16 protein-coding genes are annotated in these 15,548 nt (G+C 61.8%); 1 reads left to right on the forward strand and 15 read right to left on the reverse strand.

What is annotated here, in order from left to right:
* Positions 1-2 precede the first annotated feature (2 nt).
* The 9 genes from rplP to rpsJ are packed head-to-tail and all read right to left on the reverse strand — an operon-like array spanning position 3 to position 4,730.
* Positions 3-419 carry a 50S ribosomal protein L16 gene (rplP, locus tag AC50X7_RS05710; protein ID WP_013601829.1) on the reverse strand — a complete coding sequence of 139 codons (417 nt, stop codon included), beginning with the start codon at positions 417-419 and terminating at the stop codon, positions 3-5.
* Positions 420-1,256, reverse strand: coding sequence for a 30S ribosomal protein S3 (gene rpsC, locus AC50X7_RS05715; protein WP_307094342.1), 837 nt, complete (start codon positions 1,254-1,256; stop codon positions 420-422).
* The gene (gene rplV / locus AC50X7_RS05720) at positions 1,257-1,622 is read right to left on the reverse strand and encodes a 50S ribosomal protein L22 (RefSeq protein ID WP_009358304.1); all 366 of its coding nucleotides are present in this window, start codon (positions 1,620-1,622) and stop codon (positions 1,257-1,259) included.
* A 38-nt stretch (positions 1,623-1,660) separates the two neighbouring features.
* On the reverse strand, positions 1,661-1,942 hold the full coding sequence (gene rpsS, locus AC50X7_RS05725) for a 30S ribosomal protein S19 (RefSeq protein ID WP_003803803.1): 282 nt from the start codon (positions 1,940-1,942) through the stop codon (positions 1,661-1,663).
* A gap of 12 nt (positions 1,943-1,954) precedes the next feature.
* Complete coding sequence (rplB, locus tag AC50X7_RS05730; RefSeq protein WP_043454598.1) at positions 1,955-2,794, reverse strand: 50S ribosomal protein L2; 840 nt, start codon at positions 2,792-2,794, stop codon at positions 1,955-1,957.
* A gap of 29 nt (positions 2,795-2,823) precedes the next feature.
* A complete protein-coding gene (rplW, locus tag AC50X7_RS05735) occupies positions 2,824-3,129 on the reverse strand; it encodes a 50S ribosomal protein L23 (RefSeq protein WP_011692807.1) in 306 nt (101 codons plus the stop codon).
* Positions 3,126-3,749: a 50S ribosomal protein L4 gene (gene rplD / locus AC50X7_RS05740; RefSeq protein WP_307094341.1), complete on the reverse strand. Its 624-nt coding sequence runs from the start codon at positions 3,747-3,749 to the stop codon at positions 3,126-3,128. Before rplD ends, rplW begins: the two co-directional genes overlap by 4 nt.
* A gap of 4 nt (positions 3,750-3,753) precedes the next feature.
* A complete protein-coding gene (gene rplC / locus AC50X7_RS05745) occupies positions 3,754-4,404 on the reverse strand; it encodes a 50S ribosomal protein L3 (RefSeq protein ID WP_013601833.1) in 651 nt (216 codons plus the stop codon).
* A 17-nt stretch (positions 4,405-4,421) separates the two neighbouring features.
* On the reverse strand, positions 4,422-4,730 hold the full coding sequence (gene rpsJ, locus AC50X7_RS05750) for a 30S ribosomal protein S10 (RefSeq protein WP_003803825.1): 309 nt from the start codon (positions 4,728-4,730) through the stop codon (positions 4,422-4,424).
* A 400-nt stretch (positions 4,731-5,130) separates the two neighbouring features.
* Between rpsJ and AC50X7_RS05755 the strand changes: the two genes are divergently transcribed.
* Positions 5,131-6,567 (forward strand): GH1 family beta-glucosidase, encoded by a 1,437-nt coding sequence (locus tag AC50X7_RS05755; RefSeq protein ID WP_494978109.1) that lies wholly within the window; start codon positions 5,131-5,133, stop codon positions 6,565-6,567.
* 18 nt (positions 6,568-6,585) lie between these two features.
* Here AC50X7_RS05755 and AC50X7_RS05760 read toward each other — a convergent pair whose 3' ends face one another.
* From AC50X7_RS05760 to AC50X7_RS05785, 6 genes are all read right to left on the reverse strand, one after another.
* The gene (locus tag AC50X7_RS05760; RefSeq protein ID WP_258061655.1) at positions 6,586-6,711 is read right to left on the reverse strand and encodes a hypothetical protein; all 126 of its coding nucleotides are present in this window, start codon (positions 6,709-6,711) and stop codon (positions 6,586-6,588) included.
* Positions 6,712-6,812: 101 nt separating this feature from the next.
* Positions 6,813-8,003 carry an elongation factor Tu gene (tuf, locus tag AC50X7_RS05765; RefSeq protein WP_163161890.1) on the reverse strand — a complete coding sequence of 397 codons (1,191 nt, stop codon included), beginning with the start codon at positions 8,001-8,003 and terminating at the stop codon, positions 6,813-6,815.
* A gap of 261 nt (positions 8,004-8,264) precedes the next feature.
* Positions 8,265-10,379, reverse strand: coding sequence for an elongation factor G (gene fusA / locus AC50X7_RS05770; protein ID WP_494978110.1), 2,115 nt, complete (start codon positions 10,377-10,379; stop codon positions 8,265-8,267).
* Between the two features lie 69 nt (positions 10,380-10,448).
* Positions 10,449-10,919 carry a 30S ribosomal protein S7 gene (gene rpsG / locus AC50X7_RS05775; RefSeq protein ID WP_026531948.1) on the reverse strand — a complete coding sequence of 157 codons (471 nt, stop codon included), beginning with the start codon at positions 10,917-10,919 and terminating at the stop codon, positions 10,449-10,451.
* A gap of 1 nt (position 10,920) precedes the next feature.
* Positions 10,921-11,295, reverse strand: a complete 375-nt coding sequence (gene rpsL / locus AC50X7_RS05780; protein ID WP_011692814.1) for a 30S ribosomal protein S12 — start codon at positions 11,293-11,295, stop codon at positions 10,921-10,923.
* Between the two features lie 344 nt (positions 11,296-11,639).
* On the reverse strand, positions 11,640-15,539 hold the full coding sequence (locus AC50X7_RS05785; protein ID WP_494978111.1) for a DNA-directed RNA polymerase subunit beta': 3,900 nt from the start codon (positions 15,537-15,539) through the stop codon (positions 11,640-11,642).
* Between the last annotated feature and the right edge of the window lie 9 nt (positions 15,540-15,548).

Consider the following 15,548-nt stretch of genomic DNA (forward strand, 5'->3'; position numbering starts at 1 on the left):
TTCTATTCACCACCTTCGCGACGCAGAATGCGTGCCTTCAACGGGAGCTTGTGGATTGCCAGGCGCAGGGCCTCGCGTGCTACCGATTCTTCGACGCCGGAGATCTCGAAGAGAACCCGACCCGGCTTGACGTTTGCGACCCACCATTCCGGTGAACCCTTACCGGAACCCATGCGGGTTTCGGCAGGCTTCTTGGTGAGGGGACGGTCCGGGTAAATGTTGATCCAGACCTTACCGCCACGCTTGATGTGGCGGGTCATCGCGATACGTGCAGACTCGATCTGACGGTTGGTGACGTATGCCGGGCTCAGGGCCTGGATGCCGTACTCACCGAAGGAGACCTTGGTGCCGCCCGTAGCAGCGCCGGAACGACCCGGGTGGTGCTGCTTACGGTGCTTGACTCGACGTGGGATAAGCATTTAAGCCTGTCCTCCTTCTACTGCTGCAGCAGGTGCAGCCTCAACTGCCGGTGCTTCAGCAGCAGGAGCTGCGTCAGCGGCCGGGCGGTCGTTGCGACGGCGGCGGTCACCACGGTCAGCGCCACCCGGACGGCCCGGACGGTCGCTGGGACCGCGGCCGCGGGACGGGGCGGAAGCGGCCTGCTGGGCCAGTTCCTTGGCGGTGACGTCACCCTTGTAGATCCAGACCTTCACGCCGATGCGGCCGAAGGTGGTCTTGGCTTCGTAGAAGCCGTAGTCGATGTTCGCGCGGAGGGTGTGCAGGGGCACACGGCCTTCGCGGTAGAACTCCGAGCGGGACATTTCAGCGCCACCCAGTCGACCGGAGCAGGCGATACGGATGCCCTTGGCACCTGCACGCTGTGCGGACTGCATGGCCTTCTTCATTGCGCGGCGGAAAGCCACGCGTGAAGTCAGCTGTTCAGCAACGCCCTGGGCAACAAGCTGTGCTTCCATCTCGGGGTTCTTGACCTCGAGGATGTTCAGCTGGACCTGCTTGCCGGTGAGCTTTTCGAGCTCGCCGCGGATGCGGTCTGCTTCTGCTCCACGGCGGCCGATGACGATGCCCGGGCGGGCCGTGTGGATGTCCACGCGGACACGGTCACGGGTGCGCTCGATCTCAACCTTTGCGATACCGGCGCGCTCCATGCCCGTGGACATGAGCTGGCGGATGCGGATGTCTTCGCGAACGAAGTCCTTGTACCGCTGGCCGGCCTTGGTGCTGTCAGCGAACCAGTGCGATACGTGATCGGTGGTGATGCCGAGTCGGAACCCGTGCGGGTTTACTTTCTGTCCCACTTAGCGAGCCTCCTCTTTCTCCGGGGTAGCGACTACCACGGTGATGTGGCTGGTGCGCTTCTTGATCTGAAATGCACGACCCTGGGCACGCGGCTGGAACCGCTTCATGGTCGGGCCTTCATCAACAAACGCTTCGCTGATGATGAGGTCGCCTTCGTCAAACGCAACGCCGTCGCGGTCCGCGAGGACCCGGGCGTTGGAGATTGCCGACTGAACTACCTTGAATACCGGCTCCGAAGCTGCCTGCGGGGCAAACTTCAGAATTGCCAGAGCCTCATTCGCTTGCAAACCACGAACAAGGTTGACGACGCGCCGGGCCTTCATAGGCGTTACGCGGATGTGGCGCGCAATTGCCTTGGCTTCCATTGCTTTCCTTCTCTCGTCTTTGACGTAAGTGCAGGCGCCTAGCGGCGCTTGCCCTTACGGTCGTCCTTGACATGGCCGCGGAATGTCCGCGTGGGAGCGAATTCGCCGAGCTTGTGCCCGACCATCGACTCAGTGACAAACACCGGAATGTGCTTGCGTCCGTCGTGTACGGCGATCGTGTGCCCGAGCATGTCGGGGATGATCATCGAACGGCGGGACCAGGTCTTGATGACGTTCTTGGTGCCCTTTTCGTTTTCCCTGGCTACCTTCACAAAGAGGTGCTGGTCAACGAAAGGACCTTTTTTCAGGCTGCGTGGCATGTGTCCAGGCTCCTATCGCTTGTTCTTGCCAGTACGACGGCGACGCACAATAAGCTTGTCGCTCTCTTTGTTCGGGCGGCGCGTGCGGCCTTCCCGCTTACCGTTCGGGTTGACGGGGTTACGTCCACCGGACGTCTTGCCCTCGCCACCACCGTGCGGGTGGTCAACCGGGTTCATGGCGACACCACGGACGGTCGGGCGGACGCCCTTCCAGCGCATACGGCCGGCCTTGCCCCAGTTGATGTTCGACTGCTCGGCGTTGCCCACCTCGCCGACGGTTGCGCGGCAGCGCACGTCAACGTTGCGGATTTCACCGGAAGGCAGACGCAGCTGGGCGAAGCGGCCTTCCTTGGCAACGAGCTGGATGGATGCACCGGCGGAGCGGCCCATCTTGGCGCCGCCACCCGGACGCAGTTCAACTGCGTGGATAACGGTACCCACGGGGATGTTGCGCAGGGGCAGGTTGTTGCCAGGCTTGATGTCAGCGTTGGCACCTGCCTCTACGAAGTCACCCTGGGACAGCTTGTTCGGGGCGATGATGTAACGCTTGGTGCCATCAACGTAGTGCAGGAGGGCGATGCGAGCCGTACGGTTCGGATCGTACTCAATTTCAGCAACGCGGGCGTCAACGCCGTCCTTGTCGTGGCGACGGAAGTCGATCAGACGGTATTGGCGCTTGTGTCCGCCACCCTTGTGACGGGTGGTGATCTTACCGGTGTTGTTACGGCCGCCCTTTTTGGGCAACGGACGTACCAACGACTTTTCCGGCGTCGACCGCGTGATTTCGATGAAGTCCGCTACGCTCGAGCCACGACGGCCCGGGGTAGTCGGCTTGTATTTACGGATTCCCATAATTTATTTCCTCGTTAAAGTGGTCTCCGCTACGCGAGCGGACCGCCGAAGATGTCGATAGTGCCTTCTTTGAGGGTGACAATCGCACGCTTGGTGTTCTTGCGGGTACCCCATCCGAATTTGGTGCGCTTGCGCTTACCGGCACGGTTGATGGTGTTGATCGATTCGACCTTGACGGAGAAGATTTTCTCCACGGCCAGCTTGATCTCGGTCTTGTTCGACCGGGGGTCCACCAGGAAGGTGTACTTGCCCTCGTCGATCAGGCCGTAGCTCTTTTCCGACACGACGGGCGCAAGCACGACGTCGCGGGGATCCTTGATGGTGGCTGCACTCACTTGGCATCCTCCTCGTTCTTTGCCACTGCCTTGCCGGCAACGAATGCTTCGTAGGCAGCCTTGGTGAAGACAACGTCATCAGACACGAGAACGTCGTAGGTGTTCAGCTGGTCTGCGTACAGAACGTGAACACCGGCGAGGTTGCGCACGGACAGTGCAGCAACATCATTGGCGCGCTCGATGACAACCAGCAGGTTCTTGCGGTCGGAAACGCCGCGCAGCGTTGCAAGTGCAGTCTTGGCGGAAGGCTTGGCGCCCTCAACCAGTTCGGCAACAACGTGGATGCGTCCGTTGCGCGCCCGGTCAGACAGTGCGCCGCGCAGTGCAGCAGCAATCATCTTCTTGGGGGTGCGCTGGCTGTAGTCACGCGGTGTGGGACCGTGGACAACGCCACCGCCGGTCATGTGAGGAGCACGGATGGAACCCTGACGGGCGCGGCCGGTACCCTTCTGCTTGAACGGCTTGCGTCCTGCACCGGAAACTTCAGCGCGGGTCTTGGTCTTGTGGGTACCCTGGCGAGCAGCAGCGAGCTGGGCAACGACAACCTGGTGCAGCAGCGGCACGTTGGTCTGAACGTCGAAGATCTCTGCGGGCAGGTCAACCTGGACAGTGTTAGCCATTGGACTAGGCTCCCTTCACGGCGGTGCGTACGAGTACGACCTGGCCGCGGGCGCCGGGAACGGCACCCTTGATAAGGAGCAGCGACTTCTCGACGTCAACCGCGTGGACCGTGAGGTTCAGCGTGGTGTGACGAACGGCGCCCATGCGGCCGGCCATTTTCATGCCCTTGAAGACGCGGCTCGGGGTGGATGCGCCACCGATTGAACCGGGCTTACGGTGGTTCTTGTGGGCACCGTGGGAAGCTCCAACGCCGTGGAAGCCGTGACGCTTCATAACACCGGCGAAGCCCTTACCCTTGGTGGTGCCGATGACGTCGATCTTCTGGCCGGCTTCGAAGACCTCTACAGAGAGCTCCTGGCCCAGCTCGTACTCAGCAGCATCTGCGGTACGGAGTTCGACGACGTGGCGGCGAGGCGTGACGCCTGCCTTTTCAAAGTGACCAGCCAGCGGCTTGGTGACCTTGCGGGGATCGATCTGGCCGTAGCCGATCTGAACGGCTACGTAGCCATCAGCTTCTGCGTTGCGCAGCTGGGTGATGACGTTCGAATCTGCCTGGACCACAGTGACGGGGATGAGCTTGTTGTTCTCGTCCCAGACCTGGGTCATGCCGAGCTTCGTGCCCAGCAGGCCCTTTACGTTACGGGTTGCGGTCATAGTCTCTCAGCACCTCCCTACAGCTTGATTTCGATGTTCACGTCGGCCGGCAGGTCGAGACGCATAAGCGAGTCAACAGCCTTCGGCGTGGGATCGATGATGTCGATAAGACGCTTGTGCGTGCGCATTTCAAAGTGCTCGCGGCTGTCCTTGTACTTGTGCGGAGAGCGGATTACGCAGTAAACGTTCTTCTCCGTCGGCAGCGGCACGGGGCCAACTACAGTTGCGCCTGCGCGCGTGACCGTCTCAACGATCTTCCGTGCTGAAACGTCAATGACCTCGTGGTCGTATGACTTCAGCCGGATGCGGATTTTTTGTCCCGCCATGTCGCCTGACTCTCTTTCAGTCTGTGCTTCCCCTGATTAGGGCTGCCCTGTTCACTTACTGTTGTGCGGCTGCCGAAGCATTTGAAGTCGTAACTACCACCCGCCGCACAAGCTGAATCCGGATAAATCCGGGTTCCTCAACCTGCCGGCGCAACCGACCCCCGCGGTCGGGCGTGTCGCGCTTTCTGCGCGTACTCGTCCGCAATTCCATGGGGAGTGGGTTATGTTTGGGCTCCTACTTGGACCCTGGCACCCGGCATTATCCGGATCGGGACGCGAAAGAGCGCTTGAACAACTCATCTAGTATGCCGGAATTTAGCGCCAGAAGCGAATTGGCCCTTTCCACCGGCACCGTGGCTGGGTCATTGCCAACGGGTACGCCCGAATGGATGATAGGGGCATGACGCTGGAGAGCACCGAATCCGTGACAGAACTGGCCAGCCGCATGCCGCCGTCGTTCACCCTGGGTGTGGCGGCCGCAGCCTTCCAGATCGAAGGAGCCCTTACCCAGGGAGGCCGGGGCCCTTCCGGCTGGGACGCCTTCGCCGAGAAGCCGGGCAGCATCATGGACGGGCACTCCCCCGCTGTGGCCTGCGACCACTATAACCGCCTGCCGGAGGACATCGCCCTTCTCCAGGAGCTCGGCGTGGACTCCTACCGCTTCTCGCTGTCCTGGCCGAGGATCCAGCCCGACGGCCGGGGAAACCTGAACGCGGAGGGGCTGGACTTCTATGACCGGCTGATCGACCAGCTGCTCGCTGCCGGCATCTCCCCGATGGCCACCCTCTACCACTGGGATACCCCGCTGCCGCTGGAACAGGGCGGGGGCTGGATGAACCGTGAGACAGCTGAGCGGTTCGGCGACTACGCCGCTGCAGCCGGCGAACGCTATGGCGACCGGGTAGCGCAGTGGGTCACCCTGAACGAACCACTGTCGGTGACTTTGAATGGTTACGCCCTTGGCGTCCATGCTCCCGGCCACACCCTGATGTTCGACGCCCTGCCGGCCATCCACCACCAACTCCTGGCCCACGGCCTCGGCGCACAGGCCCTGCGTGCTGCCGGGGTCAAAGGAGACGTTGGTGTCACCAACCTCCACTCACCAGTCCGGCCTGCCAGCCGGAAGGTCGGGGACAGGCTGGTGGCGAAGCTGTACGACCTGCTCATGAACAGGATCTACGCCGATCCGGTCCTGCTGGGCCGCTGCCCCAGCCTGCCGCTGTATGCCAGGCCGTGGCTGCGCTCAATAGGCAGGATCTCCGACGCCGACATGCGGACCATCAATCAGCCGCTCGATTTCTATGGGCTCAACTACTACTTCCCGGTGAAGGTTGCCATCGGCCGCGGCGTGACGCCGATTCCAGCCAATACACACAAGGCTGTAGCCCGGCTCCCCTTCCATGAGGTGGGCTACCCGGAGTACGACAGCACCGGATTCGGCTGGCCCGTGGCTCCAGACCATTTGGGTGTCCAGCTGAAGGAACTGCAAGACCGGTACGGTGACGCGCTCCCGCCGGTCTACATCACCGAAGGCGGAGCGAGTTTCCCTGAGCCTGACCAGGTCTCCGGACCTGTCCAGGACGAGGAGCGGATGAACTACATCGCTTCGCACCTGCGCGCGGCGCTGGAGGCCACCTCGCCCGGCGGGGCGGCCTCGGGCGTGGACCTGCGCGGCTATTACGTGTGGACCCTAATGGACAATTTCGAGTGGGCGGCAGGCTACTCGCAGCGCTTCGGCCTGGTGCATGTGGACTTTGAAACGCTGGAGCGTACGCCTAAACAGTCCTTCTACTGGTACCAGTCGCTCAGCAAGGCACGGAGGGCCCTGGCAGGTTAGCCATCCCGCCCCGCGCCACTACTGGTTTTTGTTTGCCCGGTTAATCCGCTTGGCGCGGTCAATCTCGTTGCGGAAGTGCTTCTTGGCCCAGAACACACCGGCGACCACAACAACCGCGATGATCAAAAAAATAAGCCATCCCATAATGAACTCCTTTCGGTCCAGCAACAGTATCAGGGAGGGGTTAACCAAAGAGAACAGCCCCGCTGCAGTAGCAGCGGGGCTGTTCTTCAGTTCAACCGGAATTACTTGTTGATCTTGGTAACGCGTCCTGAACCAACGGTGCGGCCGCCTTCGCGGATTGCGAAGCCGAGGCCCTCTTCCATGGCGATGGGCTGGATGAGCGCAACGGTCATCTCAGTGTTGTCGCCAGGCATAACCATTTCCGTGCCCTCGGGCAGGGTGATAACGCCGGTTACGTCCGTGGTACGGAAGTAGAACTGCGGGCGGTAGTTGGAGTAGAACGGGTTGTGACGTCCGCCTTCGTCCTTGGAGAGGATGTAGACGTTAGCCTCGAAGTCGGTGTGCGGGGTGATGGAACCCGGCTTGACGACAACCTGGCCACGCTCTACGTCATCGCGCTTCAGACCGCGGAGCAGGAGGCCACAGTTCTCGCCGGCCCATGCTTCGTCGAGCTGCTTGTGGAACATCTCGATACCGGTAACCGTGGTCTTCTGGACCGGGCGGATGCCGACGATCTCGACCTCGGAGTTGATGGCGAGGGTTCCACGCTCGGCGCGGCCCGTAACAACGGTGCCACGGCCGGTGATGGTGAAGACGTCCTCGATAGGCATGAGGAACGGCTTGTCACGGTCACGTACGGGGTCCGGAACGGACTCGTCAACAGCAGCCATCAGGTCCTCAACGGACTTGACCCACTCCGGGTCGCCTTCCAGTGCCTTCAGGCCGGAAACGCGGACAACCGGTGCTTCGTCGCCATCGAAGCCCTGCGAGCTGAGCAGCTCACGAACTTCCATTTCAACGAGGTCCAGCAGTTCCTCATCGTCAACCATGTCGGACTTGTTCAGCGCGACCAGCAGGTAGGGAACACCAACCTGGCGGGCGAGCAGAACGTGCTCGCGGGTCTGAGCCATCGGGCCGTCAGTGGCGGCAACCACGAGGATTGCACCGTCCATCTGGGCAGCGCCGGTGATCATGTTCTTGATGTAGTCAGCGTGACCGGGAGCGTCTACGTGTGCGTAGTGGCGCTTTTCGGTCTGGTACTCAACGTGCGAGATGTTGATGGTAATGCCGCGCTGACGCTCTTCGGGAGCAGAGTCAATCGACGCGAAGTCACGCTTCTCGTTGAGGGTCGGGTACTTGTCGTACAGCACCTTGGAAATGGCGGCCGTCAACGTCGTCTTACCGTGGTCAACGTGACCAATGGTGCCGATGTTAACGTGCGGCTTAGTCCGCTCGAACTTTGCCTTTGCCACAGGTTCCTCCTAGAACGTTTTCAAATGACATACCCTTCAGCCGCGCTTGTCGCGGCGGAAACTCAGGTAAGTCTACTTGGGGGGCTTTGGAATGGTGAAATTGCAGATTCAGGAACTAATACTAGCCCCTCGAGCCTGTTCGTGCAGATGGCCGGAGTCCGGCTTGTCCGGATGAATCCGGCCGTACCCGGCCACCTGCACCAGGCGGGCCTCCGTCAAACGGAAGCACACCCGAGTTTGTTCGCTGCGAGCGTCCGAAGACTATTCGCCGCGGGTCTTCTGGATGATCTCGTCGGCAACTGCCTTCGGGACCTCCGCGTAGCTGTTGAACGTCATGGAGTACACAGCGCGGCCCTGGGTCTTCGAACGCAGGTCACCGATGTAGCCGAACATGCCGGACAGCGGAACGTGCGCACGGATGACCTTGACGCCCTGTGCATCTTCCATGGACTGCATCTGGCCACGGCGGGAGTTGAGGTCACCGATAACTTCACCCATGTATTCCTCAGGGGTGCGGACCTCGACATCCATCAGCGGTTCGAGCAGAACCGGGTTCGCCTTGCGTGCAGCTTCCTTGAAAGCCATACGGCCGGCGATCTTGAACGCCATTTCTGACGAGTCAACATCGTGGTACGCGCCGTCAATCAGCGTGGCCTTGATGCCCACAACAGGGTATCCGGCCAGGACGCCGTCGTTCAGTGCGTCCTGGATACCAGCGTCAACGGACGGGATGTACTCGCGGGGAACGCGGCCACCGGTGACCTTGTTCTCGAACTCGTACAGCTCGCCTTCCGAGGTGTCCATCGGCGCGATGGCGATCTGGATCTTTGCGAACTGACCCGAACCACCGGTCTGCTTCTTGTGCGTGTAGTCGTGGCGTTCGACGGCGCGCTTGATGGTTTCGCGGTAAGCAACCTGGGGCTTGCCCACGTTTGCCTCAACCTTGAATTCGCGGCGCATGCGGTCCACCAGGATGTCCAGGTGGAGCTCGCCCATGCCGGCGATGATGGTCTGGCCGGTGTCTTCGTTGAGGGACACCTGGAAGGTGGGGTCCTCAGCGGAGAGCTTCTGGATGGCCGTGGAGAGCTTCTCCTGGTCACCCTTGGTGTTCGGCTCGATGGCAACCGAGATCACGGGCTCCGGGAAGCTCATGGACTCGAGAACGATCTGGTTGCTGGAATCACACAGGGTGTCACCCGTGGTGGTGTCCTTCAGACCGATCGCTGCGTAGATGTGGCCGGCGGTTGCGCCCTCAACAGGCATTTCCTTGTTGGCGTGCATCTGGAACAGCTTGCCAATGCGCTCCTTCTTGCCCTTGGTGGAGTTAACCACCTGGGCGCCTGCTTCCACGTGACCGGAGTACACGCGGATGAAGGTGAGCTGGCCGAAGAACGGGTGCGCAGCAATCTTGAAGGCCAGTGCGGAGAACGGCTCTTCGGAGGAAGGCTTGCGGGTCAGTTCCTTCTCTTCGTCGCGGGGATCGTGGCCGACCATCGGGGGGACGTCGAGCGGGTTCGGCAGGTAGTCCACAACTGCATCGAGCATGGGCTGAACGCCGCGGTTCTTGAAGGCGGAACCGCAGAAGATCGGGTAGAGCTCGGAGTTGATCGTCATCTTGCGGATGCCGGCCTTGAGCTCGTCGATCGAGATTTCTTCACCCTCGAGGTACTTCTCCATGAGTTCCTCGGAGGACTCTGCAACCGTCTCAACGAGGTTTGCGCGGTACTCTTCGGCCTTTTCCTGGAGGTCAGCCGGGATCTCGCGGATCTCGTACTTCGCACCCATGGTGACGTCACCCTTGGCATCGCCGGGCCACACCAGTGCGCGCATGTAGAGCAGGTCCACGACGCCGATGAAGTCGTTCTCGGCACCGATGGGCAGCTGCATAACGAGCGGCTTGGCGCCCAGGCGGCTGATGATGGTGTCTACGGTGAAGTAGAAGTCGGCACCGAGCTTGTCCATCTTGTTGACGAAGCAGATGCGCGGAACGTTGTACTTGTCAGCCTGGCGCCAGACGGTCTCGGACTGCGGCTCAACGCCTTCCTTGCCATCAAAGACGGCGACGGCGCCGTCGAGGACGCGCAGGGAGCGCTCAACCTCAACGGTGAAGTCAACGTGGCCGGGGGTGTCGATGATGTTGATCTGGTTGTTTTCCCAGAAGCAGGTCACGGCGGCAGACGTGATGGTGATGCCGCGTTCCTTTTCCTGTTCCATCCAGTCAGTGGTCGAAGCGCCGTCGTGCGTTTCGCCGATCTTGTGGTTCACACCCGTGTAGAACAGGATGCGCTCGGTGGTGGTGGTCTTGCCGGCATCAATGTGGGCCATGATGCCGATGTTGCGGACCTTACTAAGGTCGGTAAGCACGTCCTGTGCCACGGTGTCTCCCTTTCGGATGGACTACACGTTCGCCGCCGGCCTGGAAGGGCCGGCGGCGTACGGGAAGTATTACCAGCGGTAGTGTGCGAAGGCCTTGTTGGACTCGGCCATCTTGTGGGTGTCTTCGCGACGCTTCACAGCGGCACCGAGACCGTTGGAGGCATCCAGGATTTCGTTCTGGAGGCGCTCGGTCATCGTCTTTTCGCGGCGGGCCTTGGAGTAGCCAACCAGCCAGCGCAGGGCGAGTGCGGTGGAGCGGCCCGGCTTGACCTCAACCGGAACCTGGTAGGTGGCGCCGCCGACGCGGCGTGAGCGGACCTCGAGGGAAGGCTTGACGTTGTCCATGGCCTTCTTGAGGGCTGCTACGGGGTCGCCGCCGGACTTGGCGCGTGCGCCTTCGAGGGCACCGTAGACGATGCGCTCTGCCGTGGACTTCTTGCCGTCAACGAGCACCTTGTTGATGAGCTGGGTGACCAGCGGGGAGCCGTAAACGGGATCTAGTACGAGCGGCCGCTTGGGGGCCGGACCCTTGCGAGGCATATTACTTCTTCTCCATCTTTGCGCCGTAGCGGCTGCGGGCCTGCTTACGGTTCTTGACACCCTGGGTATCGAGGGCGCCACGGACGATCTTGTAGCGGACACCCGGGAGGTCCTTTACGCGACCGCCGCGAACGAGCACAATGGAGTGCTCCTGCAGGTTGTGGCCTACACCGGGGATGTAAGCGGTGACTTCCACGCCGCCGTTGAGACGCACACGTGCCACCTTACGGAGGGCCGAGTTCGGCTTCTTCGGGGTGGTGGTGTAAACGCGGGTGCAAACACCGCGGCGCATCGGGCTGCCGTTAAGCGCGGGAGCCTTGGTCTTTTTGACCTTAGGCGTGCGGCCCTTGCGGACCAGCTGGTTAATCGTAGGCACTCTCGTGTTCTCCGTTGGTTTGATCTCTACCGGGGCATTCGGGCGTCAGCCGTCACTGCATCGGTTTTGGCGTTGTCCCTGCAGCCCTGGCGTCTCGAACTGTGCCTAGGCGTGCAAAAAAGTGGCATTCGTTGCGCACCTAGCCCGCAACCCGGAAACAAGCTCACACCCAGCATCATGAGAACAAAACCAAAATGATGCTGCGGCGGCCTTCATCCACTGCCACATAGAACAATTACAAAAAGTCTAACACGGCTTGATCCCAAGCCTTAATCGGGTGTATACGAAAGGCCCCGTCCCCCTGCAGAACTAAAGCAGAGGAAACGGGGCCTTCCTACGGGCTCTTACCGGAAGTCGTTGCCCAGGTCGTAGTCATCCAGCGGGATGGCGTGGAACTCAGGAGCTCCGTCGCCGCCCAGGGTGTCGTACGAGAAGTCACTGAATGCGCTGGGGCCGGTGAACAGGTTGGCCTTTGCTTCTTCAGTGGGCTCGACGGTGACCTCGGTGTAGCGCGGGAGGCCCGTGCCGGCCGGGATCAGCTTACCGATGATGACGTTTTCCTTGAGGCCGAGCAGCGGATCGCTCTTGCCTTCCATGGCCGCCTGCGTCAGGACGCGGGTGGTCTCCTGGAAGGAAGCTGCGGACAGCCAGGACTCGGTGGCCAGCGACGCCTTGGTGATGCCCATGAGCTCAGGACGTCCGGAAGCCGGAGCCTTGCCCTCGGACACAACACGGCGGTTGGCGTCCTCGAAGCGGCTGCGCTCGGCGAGCTCGCCGGGCAGCAGGTCCGATTCGCCGGACTCGATGACCGTGACGCGGCGCAGCATCTGGCGAACGATAACCTCGACATGCTTGTCGTGGATACCGATGCCCTGGCTGCGGTACACGCCCTGGACCTCGTCCACCAGGAACTTCTGTGCCGCACGGGGACCCATGATGCGCAGGACCTGCTTGGGATCCACGGGTCCGTTGATCAGCTTCTGGCCGACGGTGACGTGGTCGCCATCCTCGATCAGCAGGCGTGAACGGCGCAGGACCGGGTAGGCGATCTCTTCAGTTCCGTCATCGGGCGTGATGACCAGGCGCATCTGTCGCTCGGACTCTTCGATGGTAATGCGGCCGGCTGCTTCTGCAATCGGCGCAACACCCTTGGGAGTACGGGCTTCGAAGAGCTCCTGGATACGGGGCAGACCCTGGGTGATGTCGTCGCCACCGCTGGCAGAAACTGCACCACCGGTGTGGAACGTACGCATGGTCAGCTGGGTACCGGGCTCACCGATGGACTGTGCAGCGATGATGCCCACGGCTTCACCGATGTCCACGGTCTTGCCGGTGGCAAGCGAACGGCCGTAGCACAGGGCGCAGGTGCCGACGCTGGACTCACAGGTGAGTACGGAGCGGACCTTGACCTCGGTGATGCCCGCCGCGAACAGCTCGGCAATGACTACGTCACCGCAGTCGGTGCCGGCGGCTGCGAGAACGTTGCCCTCGGAGTCCACGACGTCGACAGCCAGCGTACGTGCGTAAGCGCTGTTTTCGACGTTCTCGTCCAGTACCAGCTCACCGTTGGAATCGGCGACGGCGATGGGCGTGACCAGGCCACGCTCAGTGCCGCAGTCCTCCTCGCGGACGATGACGTCCTGGGACACGTCCACCAGACGACGGGTCAGGTAACCCGAGTTGGCGGTACGCAGCGCGGTGTCAGCCAGACCCTTACGGGCACCGTGCGTGGCGATGAAGTATTCCAGAACCGACAGGCCCTCACGGTAGGAGGACTTAATGGGACGGGGAATAATTTCACCCTTCGGGTTGGCCACCAGGCCACGGATACCCGCGATCTGGCGAACCTGCATCCAGTTACCACGTGCACCGGAGGACACCATGCGGTTGATGGTGTTCATCGGCGACAGGCTGTCGCGCATTGCCTGGGCGATCTCGTTGGTTGCCTTGTTCCAGATCTCGATCAGTTCCTGGCGACGCTCGTCGTCGTCGATCAGGCCCTTGTCGTACTGGCCCTGGATCTTGGCGGCCCGCTCCTCGTAGCCGGCGAGGATCTGCGGCTTTGCGGCCGGAACCTCGATGTCCGAGATGGCGACCGTGACGCCTGAACGGGTGGCCCAGTAGAAACCGGCATCCTTCAGGTTGTCCAGCGTTGCCGCGGTGACAACCTTGGGGTAGCGCTCGGCGAGGTCGTTGACGATGCGGGACAGCTCGCCCTTGTCTGCCACAGCCTCAACCCAGGGGTAGTCCTCGGGCAGGGTCTCGTTGAAGAGCACCTGACCCAGGGAGGTCTGGACGAGTGCAGGCTGACCCTGCTCCCAGCCTTCCGGAGCTTCCCAGCCTGCGTAGGGCACGAAGCCTTCGAGGCGGATCTTGACCTGCGAGTTCAGGTGCAGCTCGCGGGCGTCGAACGCCATGATGGCTTCCGAAACCGACGCGAAGACGCGGCCTTCGCCAGCTGAACCGGCACGCTTGGTGGTCAGGTGGTAGAGGCCGATGATCATATCCTGCGAGGGCAGGGTGACCGGGCGTCCGTCGGAGGGCTTCAGGATGTTGTTCGAGGACAGCATCAGGATGCGGGCTTCAGCCTGGGCTTCGGGGCTCAGCGGCAGGTGCACTGCCATCTGGTCGCCGTCGAAGTCGGCGTTGAAGGCGCCACAAACCAGCGGGTGGAGCTGGATTGCCTTACCTTCAACAAGCTGCGGCTCGAACGCCTGGATGCCGAGGCGGTGCAGGGTAGGTGCACGGTTGAGCAGCACCGGGTGTTCGGTGATGATCTCTTCCAGCACGTCCCAAACCTGCGGACGGTAACGCTCAACCATGCGCTTGGCCGACTTGATGTTCTGCGCGTGGTTGAGGTCAACCAGGCGCTTCATCACGAACGGCTTGAAGAGCTCCAGGGCCATCTGCTTGGGCAGACCGCACTGGTGCAGCTTCAGCTGCGGGCCGACGACGATGACCGAACGGCCGGAGTAGTCGACGCGCTTGCCGAGGAGGTTCTGGCGGAAACGGCCCTGCTTGCCCTTGAGCATGTCGCTCAGGGACTTCAGCGGACGGTTGCCCGGTCCGGTGACCGGACGGCCGCGGCGGCCGTTGTCGAAGAGGCTGTCAACAGCTTCCTGAAGCATGCGCTTCTCGTTGTTGACGATGATCTCCGGAGCACCCAGGTCAAGCAGTCGCTTGAGGCGGTTGTTGCGGTTGATCACACGGCGGTACAGGTCGTTCAGGTCAGAGGTCGCGAAGCGGCCGCCGTCCAGCTGGACCATGGGGCGCAGTTCCGGCGGGATCACCGGGACGGCGTCGAGGACCATGCCAAGCGGGCTGTTGTTGGTGGTCAGGAACGCGTTGACCACCTTCAGGCGCTTGAGGGCACGGGTCTTGCGCTGGCCCTTACCGTTGGCGATGATGTCGCGCAGCAGGTCCGACTCGGCCTGCATGTCGAAGTTTTCAAGACGCTTCTTGATGGCTTCGGCACCCATGGAGCCTTCGAAGTACATGCCGTAGCGGTCGCGAAGCTCGCGGTACAGGCCTTCGTCACCCTCGAGGTCTGCGACCTTGAGGTTCTTGAAGCGGTCCCAGACCTGCTCGAGGCGCTCGATATCGGCGTCGGCACGCTTGCGCACGTTGGCCATCTGGCGGTCGGCGGAGTCGCGGGCCTTCTTCTTGTCGGCAGCCTTCGCGCCTTCACCCTCAAGGCGGGCAATTTCGCCTTCGAGGTCGCGGGCGATCGCCGCGATGTCGGAGTCGCGGTTGTCGATGAGCTGCTTCTTCTCGATGTCGTGCTCAACCTGCAGGTTGGGCAGTTCCTCGTGGCGGGCAGCTTCGTCAACGCTGGTGATCATGTAGGCAGCGAAGTAGATGACCTTTTCGAGGTCCTTCGGTGCCAGGTCAAGGAGGTAGCCCAGACGGGAGGGAACACCCTTGAAGTACCAGATGTGCGTGACGGGAGCAGCCAGCTCAATGTGGCCCATGCGTTCGCGGCGGACCTTTGCGCGGGTGACTTCAACGCCACAACGCTCGCAGATGATGCCCTTGAAGCGCACGCGCTTGTACTTGCCGCAGTAGCACTCCCAGTCCCGGGACGGGCCGAAGATCTTCTCGCAGAAGAGTCCGTCCTTCTCGGGCTTGAGGGTGCGGTAGTTGATGGTTTCCGGCTTCTTAACCTCGCCGTAAGACCAGCCGCGGATGTCTTCCGCGGTTGCGAGGCCGATTTGCATGAGGCCGAAGGAGGATTCGCTGGACATATGGTCCCT

The organism is Pseudarthrobacter sp. Hb11, assembly GCF_059383655.1.

Excerpts from the sequence above, each read along its gene's own strand:
- rpsS (WP_003803803.1), bottom strand. The coding sequence starts at position 1,942 with ATGCCACGCAGCCTGAAAAAAGGTCCTTTCGTTGACCAGCACCTCTTT.
- AC50X7_RS05785 (WP_494978111.1), bottom strand. The coding sequence starts at position 15,539 with ATGTCCAGCGAATCCTCCTTCGGCCTCATGCAAATCGGCCTCGCAACC.
- rplV (WP_009358304.1), bottom strand. The coding sequence starts at position 1,622 with ATGGAAGCCAAGGCAATTGCGCGCCACATCCGCGTAACGCCTATGAAG.
- rpsG (WP_026531948.1), bottom strand. The coding sequence starts at position 10,919 with ATGCCTCGCAAGGGTCCGGCCCCCAAGCGGCCGCTCGTACTAGATCCC.
- AC50X7_RS05755 (WP_494978109.1), top strand. The coding sequence starts at position 5,131 with ATGACGCTGGAGAGCACCGAATCCGTGACAGAACTGGCCAGCCGCATG.
- rplB (WP_043454598.1), bottom strand. The coding sequence starts at position 2,794 with ATGGGAATCCGTAAATACAAGCCGACTACCCCGGGCCGTCGTGGCTCG.
- AC50X7_RS05760 (WP_258061655.1), bottom strand. The coding sequence starts at position 6,711 with ATGGGATGGCTTATTTTTTTGATCATCGCGGTTGTTGTGGTCGCCGGT.
- rplD (WP_307094341.1), bottom strand. The coding sequence starts at position 3,749 with ATGGCTAACACTGTCCAGGTTGACCTGCCCGCAGAGATCTTCGACGTT.
- rplC (WP_013601833.1), bottom strand. The coding sequence starts at position 4,404 with ATGACCGCAACCCGTAACGTAAAGGGCCTGCTGGGCACGAAGCTCGGC.
- rpsJ (WP_003803825.1), bottom strand. The coding sequence starts at position 4,730 with ATGGCGGGACAAAAAATCCGCATCCGGCTGAAGTCATACGACCACGAG.
- rplP (WP_013601829.1), bottom strand. The coding sequence starts at position 419 with ATGCTTATCCCACGTCGAGTCAAGCACCGTAAGCAGCACCACCCGGGT.